General features: G+C 71.4%; 16 protein-coding genes. 2 read left to right on the top strand and 14 right to left on the bottom strand.

Annotated elements, in window-relative coordinates:
• Nucleotides 1-4: 4 nt before the first annotated feature.
• From ACLIN4_RS27240 to ACLIN4_RS27205, 8 genes are read right to left on the bottom strand one after another with little or no spacing between them, the layout of a single operon-like run.
• Entirely contained in the window at nucleotides 5-1,393 is a 1,389-nt protein-coding gene (locus tag ACLIN4_RS27240) for an NDP-hexose 2,3-dehydratase family protein (RefSeq protein WP_107477132.1), read from the bottom strand.
• The gene (locus tag ACLIN4_RS27235) at nucleotides 1,384-2,367 is read right to left on the bottom strand and encodes an aldo/keto reductase (protein WP_411576328.1); all 984 of its coding nucleotides are present in this window, start codon (nucleotides 2,365-2,367) and stop codon (nucleotides 1,384-1,386) included. Before ACLIN4_RS27235 ends, ACLIN4_RS27240 begins: the two co-directional genes overlap by 10 nt.
• Complete coding sequence (gene rfbA / locus ACLIN4_RS27230; protein WP_100047854.1) at nucleotides 2,367-3,206, bottom strand: glucose-1-phosphate thymidylyltransferase RfbA; 840 nt, start codon at nucleotides 3,204-3,206, stop codon at nucleotides 2,367-2,369. The genes ACLIN4_RS27235 and rfbA overlap by 1 nt, the downstream gene beginning before the upstream one ends.
• Nucleotides 3,207-3,227: 21 nt before the next feature.
• Nucleotides 3,228-4,352: a DegT/DnrJ/EryC1/StrS family aminotransferase gene (locus tag ACLIN4_RS27225; RefSeq protein WP_411576327.1), complete on the bottom strand. Its 1,125-nt coding sequence runs from the start codon at nucleotides 4,350-4,352 to the stop codon at nucleotides 3,228-3,230.
• A 14-nt stretch (nucleotides 4,353-4,366) separates the two neighbouring features.
• Entirely contained in the window at nucleotides 4,367-5,518 is a 1,152-nt protein-coding gene (locus tag ACLIN4_RS27220; RefSeq protein ID WP_107477134.1) for a glycosyltransferase, read from the bottom strand.
• A gap of 44 nt (nucleotides 5,519-5,562) precedes the next feature.
• A complete protein-coding gene (locus ACLIN4_RS27215; protein ID WP_179342362.1) occupies nucleotides 5,563-6,840 on the bottom strand; it encodes an aminotransferase class I/II-fold pyridoxal phosphate-dependent enzyme in 1,278 nt (425 codons plus the stop codon).
• Nucleotides 6,841-6,869: 29 nt separating this feature from the next.
• Nucleotides 6,870-7,721, bottom strand: coding sequence for a TauD/TfdA family dioxygenase (locus tag ACLIN4_RS27210; RefSeq protein ID WP_107477136.1), 852 nt, complete (start codon nucleotides 7,719-7,721; stop codon nucleotides 6,870-6,872).
• A complete protein-coding gene (locus ACLIN4_RS27205) occupies nucleotides 7,718-8,347 on the bottom strand; it encodes an AAA family ATPase (RefSeq protein WP_306416622.1) in 630 nt (209 codons plus the stop codon). Before ACLIN4_RS27205 ends, ACLIN4_RS27210 begins: the two co-directional genes overlap by 4 nt.
• Before the next feature lie 314 nt (nucleotides 8,348-8,661).
• Between ACLIN4_RS27205 and ACLIN4_RS27200 the strand changes: the two genes are divergently transcribed.
• Both ACLIN4_RS27200 and ACLIN4_RS27195 read left to right on the top strand, forming a co-directional pair.
• The gene (locus tag ACLIN4_RS27200) at nucleotides 8,662-10,029 is read left to right on the top strand and encodes a nucleotide sugar dehydrogenase (RefSeq protein ID WP_218835364.1); all 1,368 of its coding nucleotides are present in this window, start codon (nucleotides 8,662-8,664) and stop codon (nucleotides 10,027-10,029) included.
• Entirely contained in the window at nucleotides 10,026-11,024 is a 999-nt protein-coding gene (locus ACLIN4_RS27195) for an NAD-dependent epimerase/dehydratase family protein (protein WP_107477137.1), read from the top strand. Before ACLIN4_RS27200 ends, ACLIN4_RS27195 begins: the two co-directional genes overlap by 4 nt.
• A gap of 16 nt (nucleotides 11,025-11,040) precedes the next feature.
• Here the strand turns inward: ACLIN4_RS27195 and ACLIN4_RS27190 are convergent, their stop codons facing one another.
• The 6 genes from ACLIN4_RS27190 to ACLIN4_RS27165 all read right to left on the bottom strand — a co-directional run bounded on the left by ACLIN4_RS27190 (nucleotide 11,041) and on the right by ACLIN4_RS27165 (nucleotide 17,325).
• Entirely contained in the window at nucleotides 11,041-11,511 is a 471-nt protein-coding gene (locus ACLIN4_RS27190; protein WP_179342363.1) for a helix-turn-helix transcriptional regulator, read from the bottom strand.
• A gap of 503 nt (nucleotides 11,512-12,014) precedes the next feature.
• The gene (locus ACLIN4_RS27185; RefSeq protein ID WP_179342364.1) at nucleotides 12,015-13,196 is read right to left on the bottom strand and encodes an MFS transporter; all 1,182 of its coding nucleotides are present in this window, start codon (nucleotides 13,194-13,196) and stop codon (nucleotides 12,015-12,017) included.
• A complete protein-coding gene (locus ACLIN4_RS27180) occupies nucleotides 13,196-13,738 on the bottom strand; it encodes a GNAT family N-acetyltransferase (protein ID WP_411576326.1) in 543 nt (180 codons plus the stop codon). The genes ACLIN4_RS27185 and ACLIN4_RS27180 overlap by 1 nt, the downstream gene beginning before the upstream one ends.
• Complete coding sequence (locus ACLIN4_RS27175) at nucleotides 13,731-14,927, bottom strand: type III PLP-dependent enzyme (RefSeq protein ID WP_100047862.1); 1,197 nt, start codon at nucleotides 14,925-14,927, stop codon at nucleotides 13,731-13,733. Before ACLIN4_RS27175 ends, ACLIN4_RS27180 begins: the two co-directional genes overlap by 8 nt.
• Nucleotides 14,924-16,258, bottom strand: a complete 1,335-nt coding sequence (locus ACLIN4_RS27170; protein WP_289908875.1) for a DUF6271 family protein — start codon at nucleotides 16,256-16,258, stop codon at nucleotides 14,924-14,926. The genes ACLIN4_RS27175 and ACLIN4_RS27170 overlap by 4 nt, the downstream gene beginning before the upstream one ends.
• Nucleotides 16,240-17,325 (bottom strand): phytanoyl-CoA dioxygenase family protein, encoded by a 1,086-nt coding sequence (locus tag ACLIN4_RS27165; RefSeq protein WP_290012431.1) that lies wholly within the window; start codon nucleotides 17,323-17,325, stop codon nucleotides 16,240-16,242. Before ACLIN4_RS27165 ends, ACLIN4_RS27170 begins: the two co-directional genes overlap by 19 nt.
• Between the last annotated feature and the right edge of the window lie 58 nt (nucleotides 17,326-17,383).

Genomic DNA, 17,383 nt, shown 5'->3' with positions numbered 1-17,383 from the left:
CCGTTCACGGCTTGAGGCTCTTCAACGCGGCCACGAGGGTGCGGGCCTCGACGTTGACGTACCCGCTGTGCCGCATGAGACCGACGAGCTGGCGCACCGTCACCCACCGGTGCGTCGGGAGTTCGTCGACAGGCCGGGCGGGGTCCTCCTCGACGATCAGATAGCGGTTGAGCGCGTGCTGGAAGCGGCCGCCTTCCTCGGCCAGCACGGTGTCGAAGCGGACGCGCCCGGCCGGCGCCCCGAGTATCTCCGCCGCCAGCGGGGGTGCCGTGAGGCCCGCCGCCGGCTGGACGTTCCCGGGGTTGAACTGCACCGTCGGACCGAGTTCCGCCACGTCCACGTAGCCCGGCTCGGTCCGTGCCTGGACCAGCACGTGCGGCACGCCGTCGACGTGTCGCAGCAGAAACCCCGCCACGCCGGTGCCCCGCGGTGCGAGGAGCGGCTGGCTCCACCGCGCGGTCTCCCTGCCGCGGGCCTCCACCTCGACGGCCACGATGTCGAAGAAGCGGCCGCTCTCGTGGGAGATCCGGTCGTCGTACCGCTCCCACCGCTCGAGCTCGCGCAGCGGGACGAGCCGGGCGCTGCCCTCCAGCTGCGCCCGCATGCGGTTCAGCCAGCGCAGCAGGGAGTCGGTGCCGTGTGCGCCGCCCGTCCCGTAGGAGTCGCGGGGCCGTCGCTCGTCCCCGGACCTCAGGCCCGTCCAGGGCAGGCAGGCCAGGACGCTGCGCGCGTCCATGTTGATCAGCTCCTCCTCCGCCAGCAGGACGTGCAACTGGCCCAGTGTCAGCCAGTGGTGGTCCGGACGGGACTCGACGCCGGCGGACGAGGGGACCTCGACGACGATGTTGCGGTTGCGCTTCTGGTGGAACCAGCTGCCCTGCTCCGAGAGCCGTGCGTCCACGAGGACCTGCCGTCCGGCCGCGCCCCGGAAGTACTCGACGTACGGTACGGCGCGCCCCTTGTGCACCCGGGTGTAGTTGCTCCGGGTGGCCTGGACCGTCGGGGAGAGCTGCACGCCACCGCGGTTGCCCGGCTCGGCCTTGGCCTGCATCAGGAAGTGCAGCACCCCGTGGATCTCCGTGGCGAGGATGCCGAGGATCGCCGTCTCGGGCTGTCGCAGGATCGGCTGGGTCCACGCCCGCACGGCGCCCTGCGGCGCCTCCGCCCGAAGCCCTTCGACGCTGTAGAAGCGCCCGCTGTCGTGGACCAGGTTGTGCGTGCCGCTCTCGAAGCGCCAGCCGCGCATCTCGGCGAACGGTATCCGGGTCACGCTCATCCGCTGGACGGCCCGGTCGCCCGTGATCCGGGCCCTGAGGTCGTCCAGGGGCGTCACACCGCTGTCGGTGACCTCTGCGGAGCGCAGCAGTCGCCGGGCCGGCGCGCTCACAGCCATCCCTCCGTTCCCGGGCCGCCCTTGCCGACGGCGGGAAACAGCCCGTCCAAGGCGTCGAGCACCTCGTCGCCGGGCGTGTGGCGCAGGGCGCGCAGGGCGCTTTCCATCTGGTCCGTGCTCCTCGGCCCGATGATGGCTGCCGTCACCCCGGGCCGGGACAGCACCCAGGCGAGCGCGAGCACGGCGGGCTCGACCCCGGTCCGCTCGCACAGGTCCTCGAAGGCGGCGACGGCGGTGGAGTGCGTCCGCAGTGCCTCCTGCGCCCTGCCCTGCGCGCTCTTGCGGGCCGTGCCCTCCTCCGTCTTGCGCAGCACGCCCCCGAACAGGCCGCCGTGCAGCGGCGACCAGGCCAGCACTCCGACGCCGTAGCGCCGGCAGGCGGGGAGCACCTCGCTCTCTATGTGGCGGGTGAGGAGGTTGTAGATGCTCTGCTCGGAAACGATGCCGAGGGCGTGCCGGCGCGTCGCGTGCTCCTGGGCCTCGGCGATGTGCCAGCCGGGGAAGTTGGAGGATCCCGTGTACCGGATCTTGCCCTGCCGCGTCAGTACGTCCATGGCCTGCCACACCTCCTCCCACGGCGCGTGCCAGTCGGCCCGGTGGAGCTGGAAGAGGTCGATCCAGTCCGTTCCGAGGCGGCGCAGTGAGGCGTCGCAGGAGGAGATGATGTGGCGCGCGGAGAGACCCGACTCGTTGGGCTCCTCGCTCATCTCGTTGCCCACCTTGGTACCCAGGACCACCTTCTCCCGGCGGCCGCCGCCCTTGGCGAACCAGGAGCCGAGGAACTCCTCCGTGAAGCCCTTGTGCTTCTGCCAGCCGTAGATGTTCGCGGTGTCGAGGAAGTTGACGCCGTGGTCCAGAGCCATGTCGAGGAGCCTGTGGCTCTCCTGGGCATCGGCCCGGACACCCAGGTTGAGTGTCCCGAGGCAGAGCCTGCTCACCCGCAGCGCGCTGCGTCCGAGGTAGCTGTACTCCATCACTGTCCTTCGTCCCTTGCGCGGGCCCGGCGGACGGCCCCGCTCGGTTGCGCGGTGATGTATCCCTGTGCGAGTGCGATCTCCTCGGGGCACGCGATCCGTACTCCCTGGCGCCGCTCCAGTGCCTGCACGTACTTCGCGGCCTGCATGAGCGTGTCGTAGGTGCCGGTGTCCAGCCACGTGTACGAGGGTCCGAGGGTCACCAGCTCCGCCCTTCCCCGGCGCAGGTACTCCTTGTTGACGTCCGTGATCTCCAGCTCGCCGCGCGCGGAGGGCCGGATGTTCTTCGCCATGTCGACCACGTCGTTGTCGTAGAGGTACAGGCCGGTGACGGCGAGGTTCGAACGGGGCGACACCGGCTTCTCCTCGATCGAGACCAGCCGGCCGTCGCCGTCGACCTCGCCCACCGCGAACCGTCCCGGGTCGCCGACCTCGTACCCGAACAGGACGCAGCCGTCCACCTGGGCCGTCCTGGAGCGCAGGAGCCGGGTGAGCCCGTGCCCGTGGAAGAGGTTGTCCCCGAGCGCGAGGGCGACCGGGTCGCGGCCGATGAAGTCGGCACCCAGCAGGAAGGCTTCGGCGATGCCGTTGGCCTGCGGCTGCTCGCCGTACTCGATGGACAGGCCGAGTTGCCGACCGTCCCCCAGGAGTCCGCGGTAGAGGTGGGTGTGACTGGGTGAGGTGATGACGAGGATCTCGCGAATGCCCGCGAGCATCAGCACCGAGAGGGGGAAGTAGATCATCGGCGTGCTGTACACGGGGAAGAGCTGCTTGGGAACGACCTGCGTCAGCGGCCTGAGCCGGGTGCCCTCTCCGCCGGCCATGATGATGCCCTTCATGCCGTGTCCCGGGGCCCCTTCTCAGGACCGCGGCGGTGCGGCCGGCAGCAGTTCGGTCAGACGCCGTACGACGTCCTGCTCACCGGCCGCGCTCAGGGCCCTGGGGTCGATCTCCAGCTGACCGAGGTTCATCCTGAAGTCGCGCAGGTACACGGCGGGTGTCCCCTTCCGCGCCTCGGCGGCCAGCGCGGCGGCGTCCCGCCCGGCCTCCCGTGGGTCGACGGTGAGCAGCACGCGGTAGATCTCCCGGCCCGACTCGTCCTTCGTGACCTGTGCCGTCAGCCCGGCGAGGCCGTTCAGGCGGGGCACCAGGGCCGCCATCCGCCGGCGCTGTTCCGCCCCCCGGGCCTCCGGCGTCACCGCGACGTACTCGTCGACGGCCCGGAGCAGGCCCATGAGGCTCTCCTTGCCGACCTTCATGGGCCTGGCGATGCCGGTGTACTGGGCCCGGCAGGCGGCCGTCAGCTGCTTGGAACCGCAGATGAACCCGGACGTCGGGGCCCCCAGCGACTTCGGTCCGCTGTAGCAGACGAGGTCGGCCCCCAGGGCGGACCAGCGTACGAGGTCCTCCTCGTTGGCCGCGTCCACGATGACCGGGAGACCGTGCCGGTGCCCGATCGCCACGACCTCCTCCAGCGGAACGGAGCGCCGCTGGGCGGCGTGGGTGTGGGACGTGACGAACACGATCGCCGCGGTGCGCTCGGTGATCGCGTTCTCGATGTGCGCGGGGAGTGTCTCGTTGACCGCGCCGACCTCCCTGACCCGGCCTCCGCCGAGGGCGATCATCTGACCGATGGGCGCCCCGCTGTAGCTGATGGAGTGGCCCTTCTGCAGCAGGATCTCAGTCGGACCCGCCACGGGGCCGGGGAGACTCTGGATGCGGGAGACGTCCGTTCCGGCGATGACCGCGGCCACCGAGATCGCCACGCCGGCCGCGGCCCCGGTGGTGGGGCAGGCGTCCTCGGTGCCGGTCACCCGGGCCAGACGCGCGCCGGCGGCGTCCCACAACTCACCCGTGTCGACGTGCCACTTGGCAGCCTCGCCCATCGCCTCGATCACCCCGTCGCTGAGGGTGCAGCCACCCAGCGGGGTCGTGTTGGCCTGAGCACTGACGACGGGCGTGATCTCCAGGTCCTCGTACCGCATCTCGCACGCTCCCTCTACTTGTCGGTCAGCTCGGAGTCGAGCCAGTCCATGAACGGGACGAGCGCCTTCTCGTATGTGCACTCCGGGCGCCGGCCCGGCCCGCCGAACCCGCCCGCGGCGACCTTCTGCAGGGCGTCGGCCAGTGTCTCGGCGGAGGGTTCGGCCAGGACGATGCCGAGGTTCTCCTCGGCGACGAGTTCGCCGGTCAGCCCGAATCCGTCGACGATGCTCGGGATCCCGTGCAGGCGGCTGTCCCGCAGCCGCAGCCGGATGCCCGTCTCGTTCTCCGCCCCCGGCTTGCTGACGCAGACGTAGGCCTTGGCCGCCTTGAGGTACCGGTCGCGCTCGGAAAGAGGGACGCGCCGGGAGTTGATCCTCACGCGGTCGGTCAGCCCGTGTCGCTCGATGCGCTCGGCGACCGCGGTCAGCAGGTCCCGGCTGTCGGGCGCCGGCACTCCGTAGAGGAACGCGGCCGTCGAGTCCACTCCCCTGTCGCGCAACAGACTCATGGCGTCGACCAGCATCAGGGGCTCGTACCAGCTCCAGACACCGCCGGTCCACAGGAAGTCGGCCATGGGCGTCGCGGGAGCGCGGTCGGCCGCCGCCGCGCTGTGTTCGCTGAACCCGACCGGGACGGTGCTGATCAGGTGGTCCAGGGTCCGCGACCGCTCCAGGTCGACGGGGCGGATGCGGCCGGCGGCGCACAGCGCGGGGAGCAGGCCCGACCTTTCGGAGCGGGACCTGCACACGAAGTGATGGCTCACTTCGAGCTGCCGCCGGTAGGTGTTGAGGTACCGCTGGTGCTCGCCCGTCGGGTCCTCGTGACGGAGCACGGAGGGAAAGTGCATGTGCTCGATGGGCGCGCGGCACTCACCGATGATCAGCTTGCGTCCGGCGACCGCGTGCTCCACGTTCTCCCGGTTCGCCGTGTCGAAGAACATGACCGCGTCGGCGGCGGCGACGGCCTTCTCCGCGTCCTCGGAGCCGACGAGTTCGGCGTCCCCGACGTGGACGGGGTTGCCGGCGGTACGGGCGAGGATCCGGACGGTGTAGCGCCGGCTGAGCGGCTGCGCGATCTCCGAGAGCCGCAGGCCGACGCCCTCGACCGAGTCGTCGGACAGCGAGTAGTACCCCGAGTCGATGACGATCACGGGTTTCTTCGGCATATCGCCTCCATCAGTGACCGACGTCCGCGCGGACGCCGCACGGCCTATGCCAGGTCGGTGAAGTGGTACGGGGCTCCGCAGGCGTCGCGCACGCGCTGTGCGCCCTTGCCGTCGGCGGTGCGGCCGGCCCGGGCGCCGGAGAACTCGTCGACGAGTGCGGTCAGCGCCTCCGGGCCGCCGCCCACGAACGTCAGCTCGTTCACACCGAGGCGGAGAGCCGGGCCGGGCACCCCGGGCAGGTCCACCTGTACGTTGACCCGGATGCCCTGCTCGAACAGGCGCTGCGAGAAGGCCGTGGTGGCGGCGGCGTCACCGATCCTGACCCACAGTTGGTGCGTCTCGGTGACGTGCCCGTCGTCGGTGACCACGTCGAAGCCGGCCTCGTGCAGGCTCTCTCCGAGGAACCTGGCGTTGGCGATCACCTGTCGGGCGTACGCGCGTCCGAAGTGGGCGAACTCCGCCGCCGCGAAGCCCAGTGCCATCGTCTCGGCGAAGTGATGGCTGCTGACCATCCGGAACTGGGCGTCCCGCAGCCGGTCCCGCACCGTGTCGCTGCGGGTCATCAGCACGCCCTTGTGGGGCCCGGGGAAGGTCTTGTGGGTGGATCCGCCCATGCTGTCGGCCCCCTGGTCGAGCGGGTTGGCCATCGCCCCGCCGAGCACCAGGCCCAGGGTGTGGCTGCAGTCGACGTGCAGCAGGGTGTCCGGCGAGTGCTCGCGCACGAGGGCGGACACAGCGGCGACGTCGAGTTCCCAGCGGCAGTTCTGGAAGTCGAGGTACACGAGCCGCGGCTGGTCCTCGCTCAGGAACCGCGTCAGCAGGGCGGTGTCCACGCTCCCCCGTACGACGGGCACGCAGCGCGAACGGAACCCGAGCCGCCGGGCGACGTCCTCCGTGGCGTAGTGGCCGCCGGAGGCGGAGTCGATGGACACGACCGTGCCGCCGGGCGGGCCGGCCAGCCCCGCCATGGCGATCATCATGGCGGACATGCCGGAGATGGGACGCACATTGACGTGGGAAGCTCCGGACAGCTGCGCGAGGTTGTGGACGGCCAGTTCGGTCTCCAGTTCGGCGACCTGCTGGCCACCGCGGAACTGCCAGAAGTCCGGGTCGAGTCCGTCGTTGAAGAAGTACCGGTTGTAGAAGTCGCTGCGCAGCGGCAGCCGGGCCAGGGGCGACAACCGGTTCTCGCTCGGTACGAGGTTCACGGACTCGGCCGCGGCGTTCTCACACCGCCGGAAGCCGGCCAGGACCTCGCGTATGCGCTGGGTGCTGCTCGTCTCGGTCGCGGGCGCACGACGGGTTCGTTGTTCGGTTGCCACCGGCTCTCCTCGGAACACGTCCGGCGGATTCAGCGGGACGTGGAATGGTCGGTTGCCACGGGGGCCTTCGTGTACAGCGCGCGGACGAGGTGGCGGCGGGCCCGAGCGGTGTCGACGTACGCCTCCCGGCCGTGCGACAGCCTGTCGTTTCGGAAGATCAGCGCCTCGCCTGCGCCCAGACGGACGGCGAGCCGGCTGTGTGCCTGGCGCGACTGCTCCGCGAGGAAGGACAGCGCCCTGCGCAGTGCGCCGTGCGCACCCGCCGAGTGATCCCATTCACAGGTGTCGTTGTCCGTGTAGCGGGTGACGAGCTCCCCGTTCTCGTCGAGGGCGAAGACCGGACCGGTGCGCGAGTGGTCGACCCCGGGAAGCGTGGACCGCCTCAGGAGGGCGGTCGGGGCCATGAGCGCCTCGGCCGCCTCCGGGTCCGCCGCGCGGAGCCGGAGGAACGCGGCGAGGGAGTTGAAAATCAGGGTCTCGCCACCGCGGTGGGCGGGACGAACGCACCAGAGGATCGTCGTCTTGATGACGCCGACGTCGTCGAGCAGGCCGTCCACGTGCCAGTCCTGCCCCGTGGTCCTGCTGAACCCCGGGTGGAGGTCGTCCGGGTCGCTTCGGATGTCGCTGTAGGCGGCCGAGTAGTCCTTCGCCTCCTCCTGCCGGTAGAGGGAGGGGACGTAGGGCGGACCGAGGTTCAGCGCCGTGGACAACTCCTTCAGTACCGCGTCGGGTTCCTCGAACTCCCGCATCGCGGCGATGGCGAATCCCCACTCGTCCAGCGCCGCGACCAGTTGTTCGGGGGCGTCCTGGGCGGTGAACTCGACACGGAGCGTGCATCGGGGGTCCCGGTAATCTGCCGACGCCTGCTTCGGGACACTCATGTCGCCTCCGGAAAGAAGAGCGGTCCGACCCTTTCGACGATTTCGTCCGCAAGCGCGTCCGTCGGTTTCTCACCGTCGAGACGCACCACCGTCGCGGGGAGTTCGCGTGCCTTCCGGATGCAGGGCTGGATCTGCTGCTTGCACCAGGCACGGCTCGCGGCTTCGGCCTCGGGGTCGTCGTGCTCGGTTCGTCCGTCGATACGCGCCGCAAGGACTTCCGCGGGGACGTCGATGAAGAAATGGTGGACGTGGACGGCGGCCTTTTCGAGCAGGCCGAAGATCTCCGCCACGTACTCCTTCTCCAGCAGCGTCATCGGCACGAGCAGGGGACGCCGGTACTGGTTCACCAGGCCGGCGGCGATGGCCGCGACCTCGGTACGCCAGAGCGGAATGTCCTGGAAATCTCCCGACGGCGAGGCCACGATGCTCCCGAGCATGTCCCCCACCGTCTCGGGGTCGAACACCAGGGCCGTGGGAAATCTATTGCGCAGCTCGGCGACCAGGGTCGTCTTTCCGCTGCCGAAAGCCCCGTTGATCCAGATGATCAAGAGATCGCTCTCCTTCTCCAGGAAGTCGCACGAATGGTTTCCCGCCGACAATGACGGCCCGAGTCCGGCGATGGCCATTACTCCAGCACACCGCGGAGCGACCTCCAAACAATCGGCCAGAAGCTGCCACCACCGGATCACCGCACCCTTGGGCGGTGGCAGTTTATGGCCGCGGCGGTGGCCCGGTCGCGGAAAGTGTGGTCACCTTTGGTTTCTTCCGCATCCTGCCGAAGGTACGGCGCCGTGCCGCCTGTTTCCGCCCTCGGACGACACACCCCGGTCCGCGGGCCCCGGGTCACGCGGACCTGTGCGGCGAACGGACCGCCACCGCGCAGACGAATCCGCGCGCTGCACGGCCCTTCGGCTCCCAGCACACTCATCAGGAGACGCGTGTGAACGAATGCCGGGTTCTGCCGGAGAACATCTCGTTGCCCGAGAGACCGACGGTCGCGGTGGTCGGTCTGGGGTACGTGGGTTCCTGCGTGGCGGCGACGCTCGCCGACCGGGGTCTGGACGTGATCGGCGTCGACATCGACGTCCGGCTGGTGGACGAACTCGGCGCCGGCGTCGTGCGCTTCGAGGAGCGTGGGCTGCCGGAGATGGTGCGGCGCGGCCTGGCGGCCGGCCGTCTGCGCGTCACCGACGACTGCGCCGCGGCGGCCTCGGCCGACGTCGTCCTCATCACCGTCGGCACCCCCGTCCGCGAGGGCGGAGCCCTGGACGACAGACAACTGCGTGCCGCCTGCGCGATCCTCGGCGCGCACGCCCGCCCCGGCCAGCTGTACGTGGTGAAGAGCACGGTCCCGCCGGGGACGACCCGCTCTCTCGTGGCCTCGTCGCTGGAAGCGTCCGGGCTGCGCGCGGGAGAGGACTTCCTGCTCGCCTACTCGCCCGAGCGGCTCGCCGAGTCCACCGCCCTCGCCGAGCTGCGCACCCTCCCGATCGTGGTCGGCGGGATCGACGAGCGCAGTTCGACGGTCGCGGCGGAGTTCTGGCGGCGGTCCCTCGGCGTCGAGGTGATCGCGCAGGACTCCCTGGAGGCCGCCGAGACGGTGAAGCTCGCCGACAACTGGTGGATAGACGTCAACATCGCGCTCGCCAACGAGCTGGCCAAGTTCTGCGCCCTGTACGGAGTGGACGTGCTCGACGTGATCGCGGCGGCCAACTCGATCCCCAAGGGCGACGGGCACGTCAACATCCTGCGTCCCGGCGTGGGGGTCGGCGGCTCGTGCCTGACCAAGGATCCGTGGATGGTCTGGCACGAGGCCGCCCGGCGGGACCTGGACATCTGGACCGCGAAGGTGGGCCGCACCGTCAACGACGGCATGCCGGAGTACTCCGCCGACCTCATCGTCGACGGACTCGCCTCGCTCGGCAAAGGGCGGGAGTCGAGGACCGTGGCGATCCTGGGGCTGGCCTTCAAGAACGACACCGGGGATCTGCGCAGCAGCCCCGTGCGGGGCGTGATCGACGTACTGACCAAGGCCGGCCTGCGGATTCGCGTCCACGACCCCTTGGTCGACCCGGACCAGGCCGAGGAACTGCTCGGTATCCGGCCGGACGCCACCGTGGAGGAGGCCGTGCGCGACGCGGACTGCGTGGCGGTGCTGGCCCTTCACCGGCCGTTCAGGGACATCGATTTCGCCGCGCTGCCCGTGGCACGGCCCTGTCTGCTCATGGACGGAAGGGCCTACTACTCCAAGGAGAGGATCGAGGAATTGCGCGGCCAGGGATACGTCTACCGGGGAATCGGCCGATGAGCCCCGTACGAGCCGTCGTCACCGGGGGCTGCGGGTTCGTCGGAAGCCACCTCGTGGAACGCCTGGTGGAGCGCGGGGACGAGGTCACCGTGTTCGACACCGGGCCCATGCCGTCCGACCTGCCCGACGCGGTCCGTGACCAGGTGAGACCGGTGGTCGGTGACATCCGTGACGCGGCGGCCGTGCGGTCCGCCGTCCGGCCCGGGACCGACGTCGTCTTCCACCTGGCCGCGGTGGTCGGGGTGGACCAGTATCTGGCCCGGCCGCTGGATGTGATCGACATCAATCTCACCGGCACCCGCCACGTCCTGGAGGCGGCGGCACGGGCGGGCGCGAGGCCGGTCGTGGCCAGCACCAGTGAGGTCTTCGGCAAGAACCCCTCGGTGCCCTGGCCCGAGGACGGCGACCGGGTGCTCGGGCCCACCACCGCCGACCGGTGGACCTACTCCTCCAGCAAGGCGCTCGCGGAGCACATGACGTTCGCCTTCTCCCGCGCCCACGGGCTCGGGGCGACGGTGGTCCGCTACTTCAACGTGTACGGGGCGAGACAGCGACCCGCGTACGTCATCAGCCGGAGCGTGCACCGCGTCCTCAACGGCCTGCCGCCCCTCGTCTACGACGGAGGGCGGCAGACCCGCGCGTTCACCCACGTCAGCGACTGCGTGGAGGGGACGGTCATGGCCGCCGAGAGCCGCCGCTCCGCGGACCAGGCCTTCAACATCGGCAGCATGCAGGAGACCACCGTCGGTGAGGCCGTACGTCTCGTCGTCGACCTGGCCGGTGCCGGAGTGCGGGCGGTCCCGGTGGACACGGGCGACCAGCTCGGTCCGGCCTACGAGGACCTGCGGCGCCGCGTGCCGGACACGCGCAAGGCCCGTGAGGTTCTCGGCTGGACCTGCCGCACCGCGCTGCGCGACGGGCTGCGGCAGACCGTCGACTGGGCGCGCGGCCGGCCGGAATACCTCGCGCTGCCCGACAGCGGCGCGGGCGGCTGAGTCCGCGCGCAGGGTCCTACGACACCCAGTCGCGCCGTGCCACCATGATGCCGGCCTGGAAACGGCTGCGCGCCTGAAGCCGCGTCATGATCCGGCACACGACGCGGCGGTAGGTCCTCAGTGCCATGCCGAGTTCACGGGCGGCGGCCTCGTCCGTGGCGCCATGGGCGAGCTGCCGGAGCACTTCCTGCGTCCGTGGCTCCAGGTGCCACGGCGCGCCGCCTGTCTCGCGCGGGTCGCCGGACGGCAGAACACCGGACACCAGGCTGCCGGCGATCATCCCGATGAAGGGGAGCTGCCGGCCGACCATCCCGCCGTCCTCGTAGTCGCGCTCGTTCTCCGCGACGACCAGGGACCGCCGGTCGATCAACGCCATGCGGGTCGTCGCCTGCGGAGTCCGCGAGATCCGCACCTGGCGTGCGGCGAGCCGTGCGAGCTCCCGCCCCTGTGCCGTGCCGGGTCCGTCCGCCCCGGGAGGGACGAACACGTGCACACGCGTACCTCGGTCCCCCATGTCGTGGACGGCCTCGACATCCGGTGAGTTCCGCGTCAGCGCACTCTCCCCCGGGATGGTCAGAATGACTTCTCGCTGCGCACCACGCACCGCGTCGTACACATGCCTCTTCTCGACATGGTGAAACATTGACACCCTTCGCGGTATTCGGACCACGCGGAGCAGGAACGCACGGTCCGGGCGAGTGTTTCCTCCGTGTGCACCGGGCTGCCCTGAACAGGGGACTCGCCCCTCGGGCGGAAGGCTTCACACGTCGTCGGTGCTGGGGTGCGCGTGCACCATGGTGTCGCCTTTCGGGCAGGGCACGGCGCCGGGTCTCGGTCCGAGCCGAGTCACCCATTGGTCTGGACCAGCGATATTCTGTTCTGCGAACCCATGGCGAGGTCAAGCAGAAGAATCGGTCAGCAGATTGGCTCGTTTCCGCTCCTGCGTCCGACGGCTGACGCATGGCCGCGTCGACCGGCGGAGGCGGGTGCTCAGACGGGCGACGTCTCGCCCCGGGCGGCCGGTGCCGGGGTCCAGCGGATGCGTGTGCTGCACAGCGAGACGGCGACCGCGGAGGCGGCCACGGCCCCCATGCCCCACGCCAGGCTGCTCGCGCCCGCGATGAAGCCGATGAGGGGCGGACCGGCCAGCAGACCGGTGGTCCCCATGGCGGCGACGAGGGTCAGCGCGTCCGAGCCCTGCCGGGCGGCGGCCGCGTAGACGCAGGGGGTCACGGCCGCGATGCCCAGGCCCATGCAGGCGAAGCCGGCCAGGGCCGGGGCGACACCGCCGCTGACCAGGGCGACGGCGAGCCCGGCGCCGGCCACCGCGCTGCCCACCAGGACGACCCGTGCGTCGCCCCAGCGGCCCCGCCAGCCGTCGGCGAAGAGGCGGGCGACGACCATCATTCCCGACACCACGGCGATACCCAGAGGCGTCAGTTCCGCCGACGCCTCGGCGACGTCCTTCAGGTAGAGCGCGGACCAGTCGTTCATGGCGCCCTCGGCGACCGTGCCGAAGACCATGGCGCAGCACATCCACAGGGTCGGGCGGGACGGGACGGTCCAGCGGCGCCGTTCCGGCTTCGGACCGACCGGTGCGTCGTCGTCGAGCAGTCCCGTGCGCGCGGACGCGCCCAGGACCACGAGGAGGACGACGGCCACTCCGAAGTGCGCGACGACTGACCCGGTGGCGGCGGTCATGCCCGAGGCGACCAGGGCCGCGAGCAGGGACCCGGCGCTGAACGTCGCGTGCAGCTTCGCCATGGTGTTGCGCTCGTGCCGCGCCTCCAGGGCCGCGCCCTGCGCGTTCATGGCCACGTTCAGGCAGCCCACCAGGATGCCGTCGGCGCACATCACCAGGAGAGCCAGCGGATAGTTCGGGGCGGTGGCCAGGGCGAGCAGCAGCAGGGCCAGACCGAGCTGGGACAGAAGGGCGAGCCGCCGGGAGCCGAGGTGCCGCATCAGCCAGGCGACCAGGGGGAAGGACACCGCCGCTCCGACCCCCGCGGCCATCAGGAGCACTCCCACTTCGGCGGCGGTCAGCCCCAGGTCGGACTTGATGGCCGGAATCCGCGCGGCCCAGGTGGCGTACTGGAAGCCGAGGGAGAGGAACAGCGCGGCGATGGCCAATTGGCCGCGCAGGAAGGGGTCGTGGAGACGGGACACGCGCATCAGCTCACTTCGCGCAGGGACGGAGGAAGGGCGGGGGCCGCCGGGACCGGCCGGGACATGTACACGGCTTCAGCGCCGTAGGCTCCGGTGGGCACGACCCCCGGGTGCGTCACGAAGCCGCGTACCGACCAGAAGGGCTCGGTAGCGCCGACGGCGACCAGGGAGATCCGTTCGTCCCCGCGCGCCCGGGCGGTGCCGGCGAGGTGCCGCAGGAGGTGCCGGGCCAGGCCCCGGCGGCGCAGGCCCGGCGCCACGACGATGTCGTGCAGGTGGAGGTTGCCGGGGCCGGAGACGGTCGCCGTGTCCTCGGCCTGTTCCAGGTCCGGGTAGCGGCGGAAGGGGTAGGGCAGGGCCAGCACGTAGCCGGCCGTGCGGGCGCCGACGTCCAGGACGAAGCAGGTGTCCGGCGAGGCCGCTGCCCGGGACTGGAGCACCGCCCGGCCCTCCGAGAGGCCCAGTCCCGTGTAGGCGTCCCGCTCCAGCGCCACGACGGCGTCCCAGTCCTCGTCGGCGATGCGGCGTACGCGCACGGTCTCAGCCATCGGCGCCGCCCCCGTCCGGCCGGCCGGCCCAGGCGTGGGGAAGCGGGGCGAAGCCGTTGAAGCCCAGGGTCGTGTAGCCGGTCGCGTAGGCGCCGCTGGACAGCACCCAGACCGGGTCGCCCGAGGCCAGCGCCCTCGGCACCGGGACCAGCCCCGCGTCGTGGGCGTAGGCGTCGTCGCTGTCGCAGGTGGGTCCGGCGACGACGGCCGGGACGTACGGCCCGCCGGCGTGGCCCGGGAAGACCAGCGGGTACTGGATCGCGTCCATCTCGTACAGACCGTTGAACTTGCCGCAGCTCAGGTAGAGCCAGTACCGACGCTCGCCGTCCGCCCCGCGGCGCTCGGTGAGACGGGCGACGTGCGCGCGGATCGCGCCGTGGTCGGCGACGAGGTGCCGTCCGGGCTCGATGACGAACTCCAGGGGACCTCCGTGGACGCGGCGCAGCTCGTCCGTGCCCTCCCGGATCACCGCGAAGATCTTGTCCAGCGGCGGTTCGAGCGGGGTGCCGTGCCGGTCCCGGTAGCCGAGCGCGGGCAGGCCGCCGCCGAGGTTGACGTGGTCGACGCGGATGCCCCGCAGGTCCAGGGCGTGCAGGACGGCGCCCAGGTCCTCCAGGGCCGTGTGCCACGCCTCTCCCGTCATCTGCTGGGAGCCGACGTGCACGGACAGTCCGGCCGGCACCAGCCCCAGGTCCCGGGCCCGTTCCATGACCCGTACGGCGTCGCCGGGCGGGCATCCGAACTTGTGGCTCAGTCCCCACACGGCGCCCGCCCCGCCGGTCGCCACCCGGCAGAAGACGCGGGCGCCGGGGGCGTGGACGGCGAGGGCGGCCACGTCCTGGAGGCTGTCGGTCGCGAAGGTGCGGATGCCGAGCCGGTGGGCGTCGGCGATGTTCCGGTCCGACTTGACGGTGTTGCCGTAGTGCATCCGCCCGGTCGGCACGCCGGCCCGCAATGCCTGCGCCACCTCGCCGGGGCTCGCCGCGTCGACCCCCGCGCCCTTGCGCGCCAGCAGGGCGAGGACCTCGTGGAGCGGGCATGCCTTCATCGCGAACCGCACCCGGACGTCCGGGAGTTCGCGGCACAGGGCGTCGTAGCGGCGCTCGATGCCGGTCAGGTCGTAGACGATCCGGTCCCCGGGGGCGGCGGCGAGGGCCGCGGCCAGGGATTCGCCGAGGGCGGCCGTCACCGGGCCCGCCCCGGCTGCCCGGCCGACGACGGGAGGGAGGTGGTCCCGGCCGCGGCCACCAGCCCTTCCCACGCCTCCGTCAGCAGCGCGAAGTCCGCCATGTCGCCGCGCGCCTCGTCGAGGAGGCGCTCGCGCCGGCCGGCCAGCAGACCGGCGAACTCTGCGTACCGGCCGCCGAGTCGTCGGTAGGCGGTGTCCAGGGTGTCGAGCCGGCGGACGTTCTCCGCGGGGTCCAGACGCGTGCTCTCGCGGGCCAGGGCGGCGACCGCGGCGGGGCGGGGCCTGCCGTGCTCGTCCAGCAGCGTGTCGCCGGCCTCGGCCATCCGGTCGTAGACGAAGTGGAAGTGGAGCATCGACAGGAGGAACTTGGCGAAGCGCGTCTGGTAGGCGAGGAAGCCCGGTCCGGTCCTGCGCTCGCCGGTGTGGTGGTTGACGATGTGCCGGTTGTGCAGCACGCCGGGCAGCCGGGCGTCGTGCACCAGGTGGATGAGGAAGTAGTCGCTGCCGATGGTGTCCCTGGCGGGCGGCAGCGGCACCCGCTCGGTGACGGTGCCGGCGTGGAAGGCGATGTTGCACATGTCCACCCGCATCGGGTCGACCAGCGCGAGCAGCGAGCGGTCGCCGGTGAAGGGGTCGGTGCCCGCGCCGCGGAAGGACTCCTCGACCAGCTCCCGCTTCCGCTCGGCGGACCAGTGTCCGGGCGCCCACAGGGCGACGACGTCGTGGTAGACCTCCGGGTCGGCGTCGCGTATCCGCGCGATGTCGACGGAGAGTTCGCCCACGAAGGAGCTGCCCACCATGGCCACCCGACGGTCCATGAGGGGGTCCGGCAGGGTGGACTCCGTGACGTGCGGCACGGCGTCGGCGGCGCGTCCGCCGAGCGAGAGCAGCTCGTGGTGGACGGGGAAGACCGTACGGCCGTGCAGGCTCTGGTACCGGCTGTCGGAGTCCCTGCGGTGGACGGAGTCGCAGCCGAGCGCCGCCGCGATCAGGAAGGCGCGGTTGGTGCAGGCGCCGTAGGAGACGCCGTCCGGGAGCATCAGGTCGAGGAGCAGGTCCGGCTCGGCCTCGCCGGCGTGGGCCGTGACCCGTCGCAGGAAGTCGCGCTGGGCGGCCTCGTCGAGGTGGTGCGCCGTGATCCGGGGGTGCGCGGGCATGCGCCGTACGGCCTCGGCGTGTTCGGCGTGGACCGGGGGCGGGCAGGAGTCGAGGACCAGTAGCTGGACATCGATGTCGAAGTGGTCGACGGCGTAGGCCGCTTCGGCGCCGAGGGCCGTGATGGCGTCCGGGCAGTGCCGGTTGGTGGGCAGGGTCAGGCAGATGCTGCGCATGCGGCTTCCCCGGTGGCGTCGTCGGTGGCCCCGTCCCGGTCGGTGGCGTCTTCCCCGTGCCAGGACTTCAGGCCCAGCAGTTTGGCGCCCAGTTCGTTCAGTTCGGCGTGACCGTAGCGCTCGGACTCGGGCCGGCGGGCGTCGCCGAGGAGCGTGGCGTTCCACTCGGGGGTGGCGAGGGTGCGCCAGGAGTGGACGCGGGAGTCGCGCAGGGTCCGGTGGGACTCGAGCGCGGGCATCATCGACAGGTACTGGACCGCGCGCACGCCGTCGCCGGAGGTGTTGGGCGCCACTCCGTGGGCCAGCAGGCCGTTCCAGATGAGCAGGTCGCCGGCTTCCAGGTCGGGCCGGACGACGGGCATGTCCTCTCGGTCGATCGCGGGGCGGATCGGATCGCGGTCGTCGGGCTGGAGCGCCTTCCAGCGGTCGAAGCGGCGGAACAGCTCGGGACAGCACTGGAAGCCGCCGTGGTCCGGCGCGGTGTCGTCGAGCGCGATGATGCCCTGCACGCGCTGGGGCAGGACGCCGAGGGATGTGTCGACGTCCCAGTGCAGCTCGATGTCGAAGCCGCGGTCCGGCTTGTCGATGAGGGCGCGGTCGCGGTTGCCGGTGTTGGGCGGGTTGAGGTTGAGGCGGTCCAGGGTGACCCACAGCTCCTCGCAGTCCCACACGTCCACGAAGGCGTCGTAGACGCGCTGTGTCTGGCGGCTGTCCCAGATGAGCTGGTGGTGGTACGCCTCGACGAAGCCGTAGATGTGCAGTTCCCGGTCCAGGTCGGAGCGGTACTCGCGGTCCTGGTACCAAGTGTCGGGCCGGGCGGGGTCGAGGCCCTGGAACTCCCAGGCGAAGTCGAGGAGCCGCCGGGCGGCCGAGGCGGGGATCGCCTCCTTCACCACGACGTATCCGTAGGTCTGCCAGTGGGCGAAGTCCTCCTCGGACAGCACCCGCAGGGGTCGTGTCTTGTCGAGGTCGCGCAGCTGGGTGCGGGCCAGGTAGGTGTCGGCGTCCGCGCTGAAGTAGGGGATGGCCGACGGGGCTCGGTGGAGGAAGGAATCGGGCGTCGCCATGGGTGCTCCAGATCCTCGCCGTCGCCTCGTTCGGGCGTCGGCGGTGTGCGCGACGGAG

It is taken from the genome of Streptomyces mutabilis, from assembly GCF_046628145.1.
Classification (GTDB): Bacteria; Actinomycetota; Actinomycetes; order Streptomycetales; family Streptomycetaceae; genus Streptomyces; species Streptomyces mutabilis.
Note: the sequence above shows the minus strand (reverse complement) of the source record. Positions and strands in the feature narration are given on the sequence as shown.

Bases quoted from the DNA above. Each gene is read 5' to 3' on its own strand.
- ACLIN4_RS27240 (WP_107477132.1), bottom strand. From the start codon at position 1,393: ATGGCTGTGAGCGCGCCGGCCCGGCGACTGCTGCGCTCCGCAGAGGTC.
- ACLIN4_RS27235 (WP_411576328.1), bottom strand. From the start codon at position 2,367: ATGGAGTACAGCTACCTCGGACGCAGCGCGCTGCGGGTGAGCAGGCTC.
- rfbA (WP_100047854.1), bottom strand. From the start codon at position 3,206: ATGAAGGGCATCATCATGGCCGGCGGAGAGGGCACCCGGCTCAGGCCG.
- ACLIN4_RS27225 (WP_411576327.1), bottom strand. From the start codon at position 4,352: ATGCGGTACGAGGACCTGGAGATCACGCCCGTCGTCAGTGCTCAGGCC.
- ACLIN4_RS27220 (WP_107477134.1), bottom strand. From the start codon at position 5,518: ATGCCGAAGAAACCCGTGATCGTCATCGACTCGGGGTACTACTCGCTG.
- ACLIN4_RS27210 (WP_107477136.1), bottom strand. From the start codon at position 7,721: ATGAGTGTCCCGAAGCAGGCGTCGGCAGATTACCGGGACCCCCGATGC.
- ACLIN4_RS27205 (WP_306416622.1), bottom strand. From the start codon at position 8,347: ATGGCCATCGCCGGACTCGGGCCGTCATTGTCGGCGGGAAACCATTCG.
- ACLIN4_RS27195 (WP_107477137.1), top strand. From the start codon at position 10,026: ATGAGCCCCGTACGAGCCGTCGTCACCGGGGGCTGCGGGTTCGTCGGA.
- ACLIN4_RS27185 (WP_179342364.1), bottom strand. From the start codon at position 13,196: ATGCGCGTGTCCCGTCTCCACGACCCCTTCCTGCGCGGCCAATTGGCC.
- ACLIN4_RS27180 (WP_411576326.1), bottom strand. From the start codon at position 13,738: ATGGCTGAGACCGTGCGCGTACGCCGCATCGCCGACGAGGACTGGGAC.
- ACLIN4_RS27170 (WP_289908875.1), bottom strand. From the start codon at position 16,258: ATGCGCAGCATCTGCCTGACCCTGCCCACCAACCGGCACTGCCCGGAC.
- ACLIN4_RS27165 (WP_290012431.1), bottom strand. From the start codon at position 17,325: ATGGCGACGCCCGATTCCTTCCTCCACCGAGCCCCGTCGGCCATCCCC.